The 14,655-nt window shown below is 73.2% G+C and carries 12 protein-coding genes; 2 read left to right on the top strand and 10 right to left on the bottom strand.

Translation table 11 applies throughout. The features are described 5' to 3' along the window. Positions 1-26: 26 nt before the first annotated feature. The 4 genes from J7W19_RS18670 to mshD form a co-directional block, all read right to left on the bottom strand. Complete coding sequence (locus J7W19_RS18670; protein ID WP_004943934.1) at positions 27-1,055, bottom strand: ABC transporter permease; 1,029 nt, start codon at positions 1,053-1,055, stop codon at positions 27-29. Further along, positions 1,052-1,987 (bottom strand): ABC transporter ATP-binding protein, encoded by a 936-nt coding sequence (locus J7W19_RS18665; protein WP_004943930.1) that lies wholly within the window; start codon positions 1,985-1,987, stop codon positions 1,052-1,054. The genes J7W19_RS18670 and J7W19_RS18665 overlap by 4 nt, the downstream gene beginning before the upstream one ends. Continuing rightward, positions 1,984-2,466 (bottom strand): GntR family transcriptional regulator, encoded by a 483-nt coding sequence (locus J7W19_RS18660; RefSeq protein WP_004943927.1) that lies wholly within the window; start codon positions 2,464-2,466, stop codon positions 1,984-1,986. The genes J7W19_RS18665 and J7W19_RS18660 overlap by 4 nt, the downstream gene beginning before the upstream one ends. A gap of 159 nt (positions 2,467-2,625) precedes the next feature. Next, the gene (gene mshD / locus J7W19_RS18655) at positions 2,626-3,558 is read right to left on the bottom strand and encodes a mycothiol synthase (protein ID WP_004943925.1); all 933 of its coding nucleotides are present in this window, start codon (positions 3,556-3,558) and stop codon (positions 2,626-2,628) included. A gap of 254 nt (positions 3,559-3,812) precedes the next feature. On the opposite strand from mshD, the gene J7W19_RS18650 reads away from it, so the two are divergent. After that, the gene (locus J7W19_RS18650; protein ID WP_004943922.1) at positions 3,813-5,642 is read left to right on the top strand and encodes a bifunctional metallophosphatase/5'-nucleotidase; all 1,830 of its coding nucleotides are present in this window, start codon (positions 3,813-3,815) and stop codon (positions 5,640-5,642) included. A 139-nt stretch (positions 5,643-5,781) separates the two neighbouring features. Here J7W19_RS18650 and J7W19_RS18645 read toward each other — a convergent pair whose 3' ends face one another. The 4 genes from J7W19_RS18645 to J7W19_RS18630 all read right to left on the bottom strand — a co-directional run bounded on the left by J7W19_RS18645 (position 5,782) and on the right by J7W19_RS18630 (position 10,752). Then, the gene (locus J7W19_RS18645; RefSeq protein WP_040889508.1) at positions 5,782-6,696 is read right to left on the bottom strand and encodes an RpnC/YadD family protein; all 915 of its coding nucleotides are present in this window, start codon (positions 6,694-6,696) and stop codon (positions 5,782-5,784) included. Positions 6,697-7,043: 347 nt separating this feature from the next. Further along, positions 7,044-8,441 (bottom strand): sensor histidine kinase, encoded by a 1,398-nt coding sequence (locus tag J7W19_RS18640; RefSeq protein ID WP_004943918.1) that lies wholly within the window; start codon positions 8,439-8,441, stop codon positions 7,044-7,046. Beyond that, entirely contained in the window at positions 8,438-9,238 is an 801-nt protein-coding gene (locus J7W19_RS18635) for a response regulator transcription factor (RefSeq protein ID WP_004943915.1), read from the bottom strand. The genes J7W19_RS18640 and J7W19_RS18635 overlap by 4 nt, the downstream gene beginning before the upstream one ends. A gap of 281 nt (positions 9,239-9,519) precedes the next feature. Then, positions 9,520-10,752 (bottom strand): S1C family serine protease, encoded by a 1,233-nt coding sequence (locus J7W19_RS18630; RefSeq protein WP_004943912.1) that lies wholly within the window; start codon positions 10,750-10,752, stop codon positions 9,520-9,522. A 399-nt stretch (positions 10,753-11,151) separates the two neighbouring features. Here J7W19_RS18630 and J7W19_RS18625 point away from each other — a divergent pair, with 399 nt between their 5' ends. Further along, positions 11,152-12,477, top strand: coding sequence for a damage-control phosphatase ARMT1 family protein (locus J7W19_RS18625; protein ID WP_210455351.1), 1,326 nt, complete (start codon positions 11,152-11,154; stop codon positions 12,475-12,477). 146 nt (positions 12,478-12,623) lie between these two features. Here the strand turns inward: J7W19_RS18625 and J7W19_RS18620 are convergent, their stop codons facing one another. Together J7W19_RS18620 and J7W19_RS18615 are read right to left on the bottom strand one after the other, a co-directional pair. After that, complete coding sequence (locus tag J7W19_RS18620; protein WP_004943907.1) at positions 12,624-13,652, bottom strand: LacI family DNA-binding transcriptional regulator; 1,029 nt, start codon at positions 13,650-13,652, stop codon at positions 12,624-12,626. Between the two features lie 24 nt (positions 13,653-13,676). Further along, a complete protein-coding gene (locus J7W19_RS18615) occupies positions 13,677-14,480 on the bottom strand; it encodes a response regulator transcription factor (protein WP_004943904.1) in 804 nt (267 codons plus the stop codon). Positions 14,481-14,655 lie beyond the last annotated feature (175 nt).

Raw genomic sequence — 14,655 nt, 5'->3', positions numbered from 1 at the left:
CCGGGCGCCTCAAGGGCGGACGGTCCCTACGGCACGACGTGCCGTACCCACCGCAGCGCGGCCCAGGCGGCGACCGCGGTCAGTGCGGCGAGGACGCCCGCCTCCAGCCACGCCAGGGGCCAGTGGTCCCCCGGCGGGTGGTGGTCGAGGTACCAGCGGTCGGCGTTGTGCGAGGCCAGACAGCGTTCAGGGGAGACCCCGATGCCGCACGCGTCATCCGAGATGCGTTCCCCCGAACGAGTGAGCATGCCGCGACCGAGCACCCAGGTGCCGTCGTTCGGGTATCCCGGCATGCCGAGCGAGACCGTCCGGGTGGGGGGCCACAGATGGGGGCGGACGTAACCCAACACGGAGCGCACGGCTCCGTATCCCACCAGGGTCACGGCCATCGCCGGCACTGTACGCCGGGTCGCCAGCGCCGCGAGCGCGCCGAACGCCACGCCGCACAGGGCGTTGGCGACCGGCATCGGCCCGAGCATCTCGAACGAGTCGTACCAGCGCTGGCCGGGCAGCAGTTCGGTGGGTACGGCGGTCCAGCACCAGGTGTAGAGCGCCGACATCAGCGACACCCCGACGAGCACCAGCACCGCGGGCACCGCGAGTTTGGCCGCGAGCCAGCGGGCCGGCGGGAGGGACTGGGTCCACGCCAGCCGCCAGGTACCGCTCTCCAACTCCCGGGCGACCATCGGACCGGCGGTGAACAAGCCCGCCAGCAGTGGCACATACTGCACCAGCAGCCCATTGAAGTGCAGCGCGTCACCGTATCCGGCACGGAAATCGGCGGCCGGGGACCAGCGTTCCGCGCACTCCCGAGCATCGCCGGCACAGAGGTCGGCGAGGGCGCGGACGTCCGCGTCCTTCCGCAACAAGTACCCCAGCAGCGCCAGTTGCACCAGCTCGGCGACCAGCAACAGCGCCAGGACGACCAGGGTCGGCCGGTGCTGGCGCAGGACGAGCCAGACGAAACCGCGCGGGCGGAACCCGCCGCGTCCGGCCTCCGGTGCGGGGGAGGCGGCGGGTACGGGTGAGGAGGCGGGGGACACAGTGGTGGTCACGCGGCGGCCCTCCCGGACCGGGGTTCGGCGCTCGGGGTGAGCAGCGGGGGGACGTCGGGGGCGCGGAGGTGGGCGAGGAGCAGGTCCTCCAGAGTGGGTTCCGACGTCTCCCAGCGGCCCGCGATCGGGCCCTCCGGGCGGACGACGGCGGTGAGCTGACGACCCGTCATCCGCGCCGAGACGACGGTGTGCGCCTCGAACGCCTTGGGCAGCCCCGGGCCCTCATGGCGGCCCACGACGACCCGGTGGACGCCGACCAGGTCCTCGACCTCGCCCGCCAGCCGGATCCGGCCGCCGCCCAGCAGCAACAGGTAGTCGCAGACGCCGTCGAGCTCGGCGAGGACGTGCGAGGCCAGCACGATCGTGGTGGCGTGCTCGGCGGCCTCGGCCATCAGGGCCGCCGTCATCTCGTGCCGCACCAGCGGGTCCAGATCGGCCATCGGCTCGTCCAGCAGCAGCAGGTCGGGGCGCTTGCCGAAGGCCAGGGCGAGCGCGACGCGGGTGCGCTGGCCCGCGGAGAGCGCGCCCACGCGGGCGTGCGGCGGCAGGTTCCCCGCCCGCACCAGGCGCTCCGCCGCCGCCTGGTCCCAGCGGCCGGGGTTGAGCTCGCGGCCCATGCTCAGCGTGTCCGCGACGGTGAACCGCGGGTACAGCGGCTTGTCCTGCGGCAGGTACGCCACCCGGGGCCGCGTCCCCCGGTGCCCCACCGGTCCGCCCAGCACCTCCAGCCGCCCGGACTCCGGCCGCCCCAGCCCCGCGATGACGGAGAGCAGGGTCGACTTCCCGGCGCCGTTGGGGCCGACGAGCGCGCAGACCCGTCCCGTGGGCACCCGGAAGGAGCAGTCCCGCAGCGCCCAGGAACGCCGGTACTTCACCCCCAGCCCGGCCGCCTCGACGGCGGTCCCGCCGGGGACGTAGGTCAGGTCGGTCATCCGGTCCCCTCGTCGGCGTGGTGGATGTGGTCGGTGGTGTTCGCGTGGTGGGTGGCGTTGCCGGTGGAGTGGGTGGCGTACGGGCCGCCGGGGGGCGCTCCGCCGAAGCACTCGTCCAGGACGGACGTCACCAGGGCGGAGACGTCGTCCCGGTCGAGCCCCGCCGCGCGGGCCCGCTCGGCCCAGCCGGCCAGCTCGGCGCGGAGTGGCGAGTCCGCGGCGGCGCCCGGCCGGGCGAGGGAGCGCCGGACGAACGTGCCGAGCCCGGGGCGCGCCTCGACCAGGCCCGCGCGGTCGAGTTCGCGGTACGCCTTCAGGACGGTGTTGGGGTTGATGGCGGTGGCCGCCACGACCTCGCGGGCGGTGGGGAGCTGGTCACCCGGCATCAGCAGCCCCAGCCGTAGCGCTTGTTCGACCTGCCGGGCGATCTGGACGTAGGGAGCGACGCCGCTGCGGCGGTCGATGCGGAACTCGACCACGCCCTCACCCTGCTTCCACTGACTTATTCCACTAAATGCCTAGTGAAAGCAGGATGACGTCACTCCGCTTCCTTCGTCAACACACGTCTCGGACCGCGGTCCCGATGACGGTCGGGGCCGTGGCCCGGATCGCGGTCAGGACTCCGTGCGGTACATCGGTCAGGACTCCGTGCGGTACATCAGGTCCGTCTCGTGGACCGTGAACCCCAGCCGCTCGTACACCGCCACGGCCGGCCCGTTGTCCGCGTCCACGTAGAGCATCGCCGTCGGCAGACCGGCGGCGGCGAGGTGGCGGAGGCCGATGGTGGTCAGGGCCTTGCCGAGCCCGCCGCCCTGGGCGCCGGGCCGGATGCCGACGACGTACACCTCGCCGAGGCCCTCCTCGGCGTGCACCTTCGTCCAGTGGAAGCCGACGATCGCGCCGTCGCGTTCGGCGAGGAAGAAGCCCTCGGGGTCGAACCAGCCCTCGGCCTTGCGGTCGTCCAGATCGCGCTGGGTGAGCGAGCCCTGTTCCGGATGGTGGGCGAACGCCTCGGCGTTGACGGCGAGCCAGGCCGCGTCGTCGTCCCCGGGCCGGAAGGTGCGGACGGTCACGCCCTCGGGGAGCCGGGGGTCGGGGAGGTCCAGGTCGCCCAGCGGACGCCGCATCTGCCGCAACTCGCGGAACAGGCTCATCCCCAGTACCTGCGCGAGGTGGCGTGCGGCCGGGTGGCCGCCGTGCGCCCAGACCCGCAGCCGCTTGCCGGACTCCCGCAGCAGCGCGTTGCCCAGCGCCCGGCCGTGGCCGCGCCCCCGGTGGTCCGGGTGCACCACGAGCTCGCCGGCGGGCGCCTCGACGGGGTCGGTGTCCTCCAGTTGCGCGTATCCGGCGAGGACCTCGGCGCCATCGGTCACCTCGTGCAGCAGCAGGTGCCGGACGCCCGGCCGGCCGCCCTTCAGCTGGAGCCGGCCCTGCTCGGAGACGGCCTGCCGGCCGTCGGCCGCGGCGGCCTCCGCGATCAGCCGCAGCACGTCCCGCGCGAGCTCGGGCGCCGGCTCGTCCAGCACCTCGATCCGGCGCCGCCCGCTGTCGTCTTTCCACTCGTCAGTCATGGCACCGAGCCTATGCCGCGGCCGGCACCGGGGCGGGGGTGCGTGGCGGGGGGTGCGTGGCGGGGGGTGCGTGGCGGGGGTGCGGCGGGATGCAGGGCCGGGCGCCCGAGGCGTACGGCACGGAGGAAACGCCCGGGCGCTACCGATTCGTCACCTCAAGCCTCCTGCGCACTACGCGCGTTGACCGTAGGCTGCGGCAGACCGCATCACCCGGCATCCGCCAAACCGGCACGAACATCCACAAAGGGGAACCCATGCACGCGACGCCGCCACGGAAGCGCCTCGCGAGACGGCTGACCGCCAGCGCCGCCGTCCTCGCCGCCACCGCCGGTGTCCTCGCCGCCGCGCCCGCCGGGGCGGCGGCCCCGCACGGCCACGGCCACCGTCATGGCCACGGCCACGGCCGGACCGTCGACGTCCAGCTGCTGTCCTTCAACGACCTGCACGGCAACCTGGAGCCGCCGCAGGGCTCGTCCGGCACCGTCACCGAGAAGCAGCAGGACGGGACGAAGAAGGTCATACCCGCGGGCGGTATGGAGTACCTGGCCGACGCGCTCCGCACTGCCCGCAAGGGGCACGAGTACTCGATCACCGCCGCGGCCGGCGACATGATCGGCGCCAGCCCGCTGATGTCCGGCCTCTTCCACGACGAGCCCACCATCGAGGCGCTCAACAAGCTGAAGCTCGACGTCACCTCGGTCGGCAACCACGAGTTCGACGAGGGCCGGGCCGAGCTGCTGCGGATGCAGCGCGGCGGCTGCCACCCCAAGGACGGCTGCTTCGAGAAGGGCAAGAAGTTCCGGGGCGCGGACTTCCCCTACCTCGCCGCGAACGTCACCGACGAGAAGACCGGCAAGCCCATCCTCAAGCCGTACACGATCTGGCGGCACAAGGGTGTGCGGATCGGCATCATCGGCCTCACCCTCAAGGGCACCCCCGACGTCGTCACGGCCGAGGGCGTCAAGGGCCTGAAGTTCGCCGACGAGGTCGCGACCATCGACAAGTACGCCAAGGAGCTCGACCGCCAGGGCGTCAAGGCGATCGTCACCCTCGTCCACGAGGGCGGCATGCCCGCCTCGGGCGCGTACAACGACGACTGCGACAGCCCGGGCGCCGGTGCCGGCATCTCCGGCCCGATCGTCGACATCGCCAAGAAGGTCACGCCGAAGGTCGACGCCTTCATCACCGGCCACACGCACCAGGCGTACGCCTGCACCATCCCCGACCCGGCGGGCAACCCGCGCACGGTCACCTCGGCCGCGTCCTTCGGCCGGCTGTACACGGACACCACGCTGACGTACGACCGCCGTACCCGTGACATCGTCCGCACCCCGGTCACCCGGCCGCACGCCACCAACCACGTCGTCGACCGCGACCGGCCCAAGGCCGCGGACATGACCTCCCTCATCGCCCGCTGGAACGCGCTCGCCGCCCCGATCGCGAACCGGCCCGTCGGCTACATCAGCGCCGACATCAACGGCCGCGGCTCCGAGGCGTACGAGAAGCCGCTCGGCGACGTCATCGCCGACTCCCAGCTGGAAGCCCTGGCCCCGGCCGACAAGGGCGGCGCCCAGATCGCCTTCATGAACCCCGGCGGCATCCGCTCCGACCTCGCCTACAAGGCGGCGGGCGGCGAGGGCGACGGCGTCGTCACCTACGGCAAGGCGTTCACCGTCCAGCCGTTCACCAACATGATGCAGACCGCCGACCTCACCGGCGCGCAGATCATCTCGGTCCTCCAACAGCAGGTCAGCGGCGCGGTCAACGGCCCCCAGCCGAAGATCCTGCAGATCAGCAAGGGCCTGACCTACACCCTGGACCTGACGAAGACCGGCGCCGACCGCGTCGTCGCCTCGTCCGTGAAGCTGAACGGCACGGCGATCGACCCGGCGAAGACGTACCGCGTCGCCGCGAACGAGTTCCTGATGGGCGGCGGTGACGGCTTCGTCACCTTCAAGGAGGCGAAGAACAAGCGCGTCGGCGCGTCGGACCTGGACGTCTTCCTCGCCTACCTGGGCGCGCACTCGTCCAAGACCAGCCCGCTCTCCCCGCCTCGGGCGGACCGGATCACGGTCGTGAAGTAGCCGCCGGACGACGGCACCGTCCGTGACGTCGCCCCGCGGCGGATCCTTCCGGCGCGGGGCGACGTCAGTGGGCCCTCAGGCCCAGTCTTCCGGAATCAAAGCCATCGGGTGCCTCCGTCCCGACGGCACACGGCCACCCTCACTCCTGGCCGCCGAAGACCTCCTCGGCCCGGGAGACGGTGCAGGCGCGATCCACCCACGTGCCCAGCACCTCCAAGTCGGAGCAGCCGAGGACGCGTTCCCGGACCTCCGACGGCACGGTGATCCCACGGATCTCCAGCATGCGCAGCACCGTCTCGGCGCGCTCCTGGGCTCGCTCTGCGCGCTCCTCGGCCCGGCCCCTGGCCATGCCCTCCTGGAGCGTCTCCTCGATGATGGTCCCGCGTCCGGGAAAGTAGGTGCGGATGGTCATGAGCTTCCTCCAGGTCTCCCTCGCCTTGGTGTCTCCCAGGGCGACGTCCAACAGCTCCACGTAGTAGGGGGCGACAGCCCGGTCGGCCGACCCCAGGGCGCTTGCCAGTGCCTTCAGTATGTCCGGGATCCCGGGGTCCCGCGCGTGCGTCATCGCGGAGAATGTCGCGAGCGTCAGGTCGCGCGCCGCCTCCTCCGCGTCGAGGATCTTCGGAACGTTCCCCGGCCCCAGGACCAGCGGACGCACCGAGAGCGAGCGCCAGCTCTCCGGCCCCAGGTGGAACGGCCCGGCGGCCCAGTCCGCGGTCGCCTTGTCCTGACAGGACACGAGGAGCACCACCGGACAGGTGTACTTCGCCTTCAGGAACGCCAGGTAGTAGGCCCAGCTCACCACCTTGTCCGCGTCCTTGCGCCCCTGCGATTCGATCGCCACCAGGAAGGTGCCGCTGCCGTCGCTCGGTTCGACGCGCAGCAGGCTGTCCACGCGCCGCTCCAGCGGTCTGATCTCCGTGAGGTCGGGTGACAGGATCTCCACGGACCTCTCAGGAGGCATACGGACGCCCAGGAGCCGGAAGACCGGCGCCAGGAGAGGTGGCCGCTCCTGGAAGATCCTGTGCGATGCCTCGTGTTGCGATGTGACCATGAGCCGAACGTAGGACCGCCGTGTGCGGCGCGTGCCGTCTTCGGCTGGCGATCACTCATTCGATCCCTGGCGCGGTCAACTGTTCCCTTGCGAACTCGCGTTCTTCCCCATTCGCCACGGCGCACGGCGCATGCCGAAGCGCCGCCCGGCGGGAGAACGAGCGGCGCCGCGCGCCCCTGGGTGGCTCAAGTGGCGGCCCTGGGCCTCGTGTACGGCCGCCGTCAGCGCCTTGGTTCTCCGTGTAGCCCGGGCGCAGGAACAGGAAGGCGCCGGCGCCGAAGGAGTCGTCGGCCCGGCGGCGGATCTCGTCGGCGTAGACCGCCGGCCCTGCCCGCGGCCCTGGCGGTCTACGCCCCCGGTACGTCCGCGGGCGGCTCCACCGCCGCCCCGGGCAGTCGGACGACGGCCACCGTGCCGCCGCCCTCCGCCGGCCGGAGGCCCACCTCGCCGCCGGCGCGGCGGACGGTACGGGCGACGATGGACAGGCCGAGCCCGCTCCCGGGGAGGCCGCGTGCGGACGGGGAGCGCCAGAAGCGGTCGAAGACGTGCGGGAGTTCCTCGGCGGGGATGCCCGGCCCGTGGTCCCGGACGGTGAGCTCGCCGCCGGACAGCCGGACCTCGATCTCCCCGCCGGGCGGGCTGAACTTCACCGCGTTGTCGAGCAGATTGACGATCGCGCGCTCCAGCGCGGGCGCCTCGGCACGTACGTACCAGGGGTCGAGCTCCGCCGTCACCGTAAGCCCGGTGGCGCGCAACCGGGCGCGTTCGACGGCGCGCGCCGCCGCCTCGTGCAGCCCGACGACCTGGACGGGAGCGGAGCCCGGGGCGCTGTCGGGCCGGGAGAGCTCCTGGAGATCGCCGATGAGATCGGCCAGTTCGGTCATCTGCGCCTTGACGCTGCCGAGCAGCGCCTTGCGGTCCTCGGGCGGGATGGCCCGGCCGGTCTCCTCGCTGCGGACGAGCAGGTCGATGTTGGTGCGCAGGGAGGTGAGCGGGGTGCGCAGCTCGTGGCCGGCGTCGGCGATGAGCTGCTGCTGGCGGACCCGGGAGGAGGCGAGCGCGGCCGTCATGGAGTTGAAGGAGCGGGAGAGCCGCGCGATCTCGTCCTCACCCTCCGCGGGGATGCGGACGGCCAGGTCCTCGGTGCGGGCGATGTGTTCGACGGCACCGGTGAGCTGGTCCACCGGGCGGAGGGCCGCGCGGGCGATGACGAGGCCGATGGCCGCCGCGCCGAGCACGCCGATGCCCGCGGTGACGACGAGGACGATGGCGAGCGCGTTCATGGGCCGGTCGATGTCGCTCACGGGCTGGGCGATCATCACGGCGATCCCGGGCGTCACCCGGGACGTGGCGACGCGCATCTCGGTGCCGTCGTCGGCCCGCGCGTCGTGCAGGGTGTCGTCCAGCCGCCCGGTGGCGACGGCCAGGTCCTCGACGCCGACGCGGACCGGGGACCGGCCGAGCTCGGTGCAGGCGACGCCGTCGGCCGTGACCGCCTGGATCGTGTACGGGGACGGGGAGACGAGCTTGTCGGGGACGCGGGTGCCGCACCGGTCGAGCAGCCCCTGGACGTAGTCGTCGGCGACCTTCTGGCGGCTCAGCGTGGTGTCCCGCTGCTGTTCGAGCTGCTCCTTGGTCAGTATCCAGCAGGCCCCGGCGGCCACCGCGACGGCGACGGCGACGGCCGCGGCCGTCAGCAGGGCGAGCCGGGAGCGGAGGGGCAGCCGGCGGAAACGCTTGATCATTCGGTGCCGCCCGGTCGTTCCGCGCCGTCCGTACCGTGGGCGCCAGGCGCGCCATCCGTACTATGCGCCCCGTCCGCCCGGAGGACGTAGCCGACGCCGCGCACGGTGTGGACGAGGCGCGGCTCACCGCCGGCCTCGGTCTTGCGGCGCAGGTACATCACGTACACGTCGAGGGAGTTGGACGACGGCTCGAACTCGAAGCCCCAGACGTGCTTGAGGATCTGCTCGCGGGTGAGCACCTGACGGGGGTGGGCGAGGAAGAGTTCGAGGAGGGTGAACTCCGTGCGCGTCAGCTCCACATGGCGGGCGCCGCGGGTGACCTCCCGGGTGTCGAGGTCCATGCGCAGGTCGGCGAAGGCGAGGACGTGCGTCTCCTCGGGCGCGGCGGGCGCGGCGTACGCGCTGCGGCGGAGCAGGGCGCGGATGCGGGCGAACAGCTCGTCGAGTTCGAACGGCTTGACGAGGTAGTCGTCCGCGCCGGCGTCGAGGCCGGTGACGCGGTCGCCGACGGTGTCGCGGGCGGTGAGCATGAGGATGGGGGTGGTGACGCCGGCGGCGCGCAGCCGGCGGGCGGCGGTGAGGCCGTCCATGCGGGGCATCAGCACGTCGAGGACGATCAGTTCGGGCTCGTACGCGGCGACCTTGGCGAGCGCGTCCAGGCCGTCGACGGCCAGTTCGGTGCCGTACCCCTCGAAGGCGAGGCTGCGGCGCAGCGCCTCGCGGACGGCGGGCTCGTCGTCCACGACCAGGATGCGGGTGGGCGCGGTCGTGGACGCGGACGGGTCGGCGGAGCTCATCGACGTTCCTCACGTGTTCTTTCGGCGGTCGCCTCGGGTCGGGTTCTGCCGGCGCTCGCCACGGCTTCCTCCGGCGGGCGCTTGAGGCTCCTTCCGGTTCCGGCAAGCGCCTCGGCTCGGCGGGCGTCTCGGCGGTCGCCCGGGCGGCCGGCGGCCGGTCCGCCGGTATCCCAGCTACCCATGCGGCTGTCTGCGGCTCGGGACCCGCTGGTCAGCCGCTGCTGCTCGGTCACCGCCGATCAGTCACTGCTGCTCAGTCGCCGCCGCACAGTAGCCACCGCTCAGTCGCCGCTGCCGCCCGCGCGGAGGCCGGCCAGGTCGGCCTTGACGTCATTGACCGGGATGGCGAAGCCGAGGCCGACGCTGCCCGCGGAGTCGGACGAGCCGCCGCCTCCGGAACCGGGCGCGAACATGGCCGAGTTGATGCCCACGATCTCGCCGTTCATGTTGATGAGCGCGCCGCCGGAGTTGCCCGGGTTGAGGGAGGCGTCGGTCTGGATCGCCTTGTAGGTGGTCTTGGACGAACCGGTGTCGCCGTTGTACTGCTCGCCGCCGAACTCGAACGGCCACTGGGGGCCGTTGTCGCGCTGCCGGCCACCGCCGCCCTGCTCCTTGGGCACGGTGACCTCGCGGTTGAGGGCGGAGACGATGCCGCTGGTGACGGTGCCGGTGAGGCCCTCGGGCGAACCGATCGCGACGACCTGGTCGCCGACCTGGAGCTTGCTCGAGTCGCCGAGCTTGGCGGGCTTGAGGCCGTTCGCCCCCTCGATCTTGATCAGGGCGAGGTCCTTGCCGGGGTCGGTGCCGACGACCTTGGCGCTCTTGGTGGTGCCGTCGTGGAGGGTGACCTGGACGGTGTCCGCGCCGGCGATGACGTGGTTGTTGGTGATCACCTCACCGCTCGCGCTGACGATCACGCCGGAGCCGGTGGACCGGCCGCCGGAGGTGGCCGCCTTGATCTCCACGATGCTGGGGCTGACGGCCTGGGCCACGGCGCTGACCCCCGCGCTGCGGCTGGCCGCGTTCTGCACCGGGGTGGGCCGGCCGGTGTCGCTCCCGCCGCCGGTCAGACCGGAGACCAGCGCGGCGGACCCGCCGCCGACCAGGGCGGCGACGAGGGCGCAGGTGGCGACGAGGGTACGGGCACCTCGGCGGCGACGGGGCGGCTCGGGGGCGGGGGCGGGGGCGCCGAAGGTGGCGTAGCCGCCGTGGCCGCCGTCACCGCCGTGGCCGCTGTGGCCGCTGTGGCCACCGCTGTAGCCGTCGGGGGTGGGACTCGCGGGGCCGAAGGGAGCGTACGGCCCGCTTCGGTGCACGCCGGTGGCGTTGGCGTACGCGCCGCCGCCGTGGGCACCGCTCCCGTCGGCGCCGCTTCCCATGGCGCCGCCGGGCCAGACGGTGGAACCGTCCGGCGTGCTCACCGGGCCCTGCGGCGGCCGGGCCGGCGGGGCGGGGTAGGCGCGGGGGGACTCAGGGTGCTGGTGACCGCTCGGGCGGGGGTTCTCCGTCGTCATATGTATGACTGTCCTCCCTGTTCATGAGAACAGTCTGAGTGAGCGCTGAAAAGCTCGCCAGAAGGATGCGCTGTCACCACTCCGGCATCGCCCCGGCACCACCCCGGAACGAGTCCGGCACGGCCCGCACGGCCGTGGGGCGCACGGGCGACCCTGAGCGCCCCTGACAGGGTTCCGTCATGGTCCGAACGGGCGATACGGCGCTTTCCGGTGGGCATCCTGATGGTGCGGAGGGGCAGGGACGGCTCCGGGAGCAGCGGGTCCTCTTCCCCGCTCCTCCCCACCCGTTCGGTTTCCCCGCAGCGCCCGGGACGGGCCCGGAAGCGCGCTCGGAGTGTTCGACGTGTTCGAGGAGTGAGGACGATGATGGCAACGAAGTCGATGAAGGCGATGAAAGCGATGACGTCGACGAAAGCGAACGGCACGGCTCCCGCCCACGCCCCAGCCCCCACCCACGGCATCGCCGATCCCGGCGCCTACGGCTGGGGAGTCTTCCACGAGCGGCACCCCGCCCTCGTCCGGCGGCTGTGCGAGGGCAATCCGTACGGGCCGGAGCAGCGTGCGCGGCTGGACGCCCTGCTGGACGAGTCCCGCACGGGCAGGGTCCGGCCGCCGGCACCGGAGACGGCCGCGGCCGCCCCCTGGGCGGCCCGGGACCGGCGCTACTTCGGCCGGCCGTGGAGCGAGGTGCCGTTCCTGTGGGCGGAGAGCTACTTCTACCTGCGCCTGCTGGAGTGCGTCGACCACTTCTCCCCCGGGCCATGGCAGGGCGTCGATCCGTTCGCACCCATGAAGAATGCCGAACTGACCGATCCCGCGCTGGAATCCGACACCGCCTGGCTCGACGGACTCGCCGGCGCGCCACCCGACGAGGCGTTCCGCGCGCTGGTCCTGGCCTCCCTCTACGGCAACCGCGCCGACCTCGGGTTCCAGCTGGTCCAGGCGGTCACCACCCCCACGGACGGCGACCCCACGGACGGCGACCCCACGGGCGGTGACCCCACGGGCGGTGACCCCACGGGCGGTGACCCCACGGGCGGTGACCCCACGGGCGGCGATCCGGTGGCGGACGGCCCGGGGGCCTCCGGTGCCCCCTTGCTCGCGGACGACGCCGAGGCGCTGTGGAAGCACGTCAGCCGACGCCCGCCGGGTGACGTCCACGTGATCCTCGACAACGCGGGCCGGGAGCTCCTCGCCGACCTCCTCCTCATGGACCACCTGCTGACGACCGGACGCGCGACGTCCGTGGTGCTGCACGTCAAGCCGCGGCCGTACTACGTCTCCGACGCCACGGCCTCGGACGTCCGGGACTGCCTGACGCGCATGGCCGCCTTCCGCGGCGAGGCGGGCCGGGCGGCCGGGCGCCTCCGGGAGGCCGCCGCCACCGGCCGGCTCCGGCAGGCCACCCATGCCTTCTTCTGCTCACCCGTCGAATTCGCCGACATGCCCGCCGACCTCCGCGCCGGCCTCGCCCAGGCCGGCCTGTGCGTGTACAAGGGCGACCTCAACTACCGGCGCCTGGTGGGCGACCGCGCCTGGCCGGCGGACCGCCCGTTCGACGACGCCGTGGCCGGTGTGCCCGGCTCGCTCGTCGCGCTCCGCACCCTGAAGTCCGAGGTGGCCGTGGGCCTCCCGAAGGAGACCGTGGACCGGCTGGACGCCGCACGGCCGGACTGGCGCACGGACGGCTCGCAGGCCCTCGTCCAGACACGGCTGCGGCCGTGAACGGTACGGGCGGGGGGCGCCGACGACCGTGGGGGCGGGAGCCCCGCGGACGGCGCGGCCGAGAGGGCCGACGGAGCCTGCGAGATCGGTGGAAGCGATGGCGCGGCCCGTGGTGGCCGCGGCGGTGCCGGGGGCCCGGCGGTCCGCTACTCCCCGCCGCACCCGCACGACCGCCGGACGACCAGCGCCGAGGGGAACTGCTTGAGCCGCTCCCGCCGCGTGCCCGCGAACCGCAGGCCGTCGTCGAGCACCAGGTCGACGGCCGAGCGGGCCATCGCCTGCCGGTCGGAGGCCACGGTGGTCAGCGGCGGGTCGGTGAGCGCGGCTTCCTTGACGTCGTCGAAGCCGGCGACGGCCAGCTCGCCGGGGACGTCGATGCGCAGCTCCCGGGCCGCGCGCAGCACGCCGATGGCCTGGTCGTCGGTGGCGCAGACGACGGCGGGCGGGCGGTCGGGGCCGGACAGCAGGTCCAGGGCCACCTTGTAGGCGTCGTAACGGTTGTAGGGGGCGTGGAAGAGCCGGCCCTCGGTGGACCGGCCGGCCTCGCGCATGGCCCGGCGCCAGCCCTCGACGTGGTCGGTGACCGGGTCGCCGACGGCCGGGGTGTGCTCGGTGCCGCCGAGGCAGGCGACGTAGGGGTGGCCGTGCTCCAGGAGGTGCCGGGTGGCGAGCTGGGCGCCGCCGATGTCGTCCGTCACCACGGCCACGTCGTCGATCGCGTCGGGACGGCGGTGCATGAGGACCACGCGGGCGTCCCACGCGTCGATCTCTATGGCGGCGTGCTCGCTCGGGCCCTGGCTGATCAGGATGAGGCCGGAGACCCGCATGCCCAGGAAGGCCCGCAGGTAGTGCACTTCGCGTTCGTCGAGGTAGTCGGAGTTTCCGACGAGGACCATCTTGCCGCGCTCGGCCGCGGCCTGTTCGACCGCGTGCGCCATCTCCGCGAAGAAGGGCTGGCGGGCGTCCGGGACGATCAGACCTATGAGGTCCGTCCGACGGGAGGCCATCGCCTGGGCCACCCGGTCTGGCCGGTAGCCGAGCTCCTTGATCGCGGCCAGCACCCGCTCCCGCGTCGCCGGTGCCACCGGGCGCGGTCCATTGTTGATGACGTAGCTGACCACCGCGGTGGATGTCCCCGCCAGTCTCGCCACATCGTCCCGCGTCACCTTGGCCACGCGCGGCAGTCTACGCGGGTCCACCTACCGTTTGGCCGGTCGCGGACTCTTTGTTCGGCCGGGGGCCGGCGCCTCCGGGTCGGGGGTCCTCGCCGGCGGCTCCGCCGCCCGTTCGGCCGCCGGAGCGGAGGCGTCCGCCTTCTCGCTCTTGTCCGGTTTCTCCGGCAGCACGAACCGGTAGCCGACGTTCCGGACGGTCCCGATCAACGACTCGTGTTCGGGCCCCAGCTTCGCCCGCAGCCGCCGCACATGGACGTCCACGGTCCGGGTGCCGCCGAAGTAGTCGTAGCCCCACACCTCCTGGAGCAGCTGCGCCCTGGTGAAGACCCGGCCCGGGTGCTGGGCCAGGTACTTCAGCAGCTCGAACTCCTTGAAGGTGAGGTCCAGCACCTGCCCCTTGAGCTTGGCGCTGTACGTCGCCTCGTCCACGGACAGGTCGCCGGTACGGATCTCCATGGGGCTGTCGTCCGTCGAGATCTGCTGCCGGCCCATGGCCAGCCGCAGCCGGGCCTCCACCTCGGCGGGACCGGCGGTGTCGAGGAGGACGTCGTCCACGCCCCAGTCGGCGGTGACGGCGGCCAGGCCGCCCTCGGTGACGACGAGGAGCAGCGGACAGCCCGGGCCGGTGGAGCGCAGCAGCTGGCAGAGGCTGCGGATGTGCGGAAGGTCCCGCCGGCCGTCGATCAGTATGACGTCGGCCCCCGGCACGTCCACCAGCGCGGGGCCCTCGGCGGGGGCGACCCGGACGCTGTGCAGCAGCAGCCCGAGCGCGGGCAGCACCTCGGCGGAGGGCTGGAGGGCGTTGGTCAGCAGCAGCAGGGAGCTCATCGACGGTCACCCGCCCCGCTGTCCGTCCTCTCCCCCGGCCTGGCGTCGGTCCTGCCGTTCCTGTCCTGCGCGCTTCGCTCGCCCATGGCGTCGGTTCCTCCTCGGTCCCTGCGACGGGGGTACCACCCAGGCGTGGTGCTGGGGGAGTGTGCGGGTGCGCGCCCGGAAGCACGCG

This window comes from Streptomyces mobaraensis NBRC 13819 = DSM 40847, from assembly GCF_017916255.1.
GTDB lineage: Bacteria > Actinomycetota > Actinomycetes > Streptomycetales > Streptomycetaceae > Streptomyces > Streptomyces mobaraensis.
Note: the sequence above shows the minus strand (reverse complement) of the source record. Positions and strands in the feature narration are given on the sequence as shown.

What these genes read in the sequence shown, in the direction of transcription:
- J7W19_RS18665 (WP_004943930.1), bottom strand. Translation starts at nt 1,987, where the DNA reads ATGACCGACCTGACCTACGTCCCCGGCGGGACCGCCGTCGAGGCGGCC.
- mshD (WP_004943925.1), bottom strand. Translation starts at nt 3,558, where the DNA reads ATGACTGACGAGTGGAAAGACGACAGCGGGCGGCGCCGGATCGAGGTG.
- J7W19_RS18650 (WP_004943922.1), top strand. Translation starts at nt 3,813, where the DNA reads ATGCACGCGACGCCGCCACGGAAGCGCCTCGCGAGACGGCTGACCGCC.
- J7W19_RS18645 (WP_040889508.1), bottom strand. Translation starts at nt 6,696, where the DNA reads ATGGTCACATCGCAACACGAGGCATCGCACAGGATCTTCCAGGAGCGG.
- J7W19_RS18640 (WP_004943918.1), bottom strand. Translation starts at nt 8,441, where the DNA reads ATGATCAAGCGTTTCCGCCGGCTGCCCCTCCGCTCCCGGCTCGCCCTG.
- J7W19_RS18635 (WP_004943915.1), bottom strand. Translation starts at nt 9,238, where the DNA reads ATGAGCTCCGCCGACCCGTCCGCGTCCACGACCGCGCCCACCCGCATC.
- J7W19_RS18630 (WP_004943912.1), bottom strand. Translation starts at nt 10,752, where the DNA reads ATGACGACGGAGAACCCCCGCCCGAGCGGTCACCAGCACCCTGAGTCC.
- J7W19_RS18625 (WP_210455351.1), top strand. Translation starts at nt 11,152, where the DNA reads ATGACGTCGACGAAAGCGAACGGCACGGCTCCCGCCCACGCCCCAGCC.
- J7W19_RS18615 (WP_004943904.1), bottom strand. Translation starts at nt 14,480, where the DNA reads ATGAGCTCCCTGCTGCTGCTGACCAACGCCCTCCAGCCCTCCGCCGAG.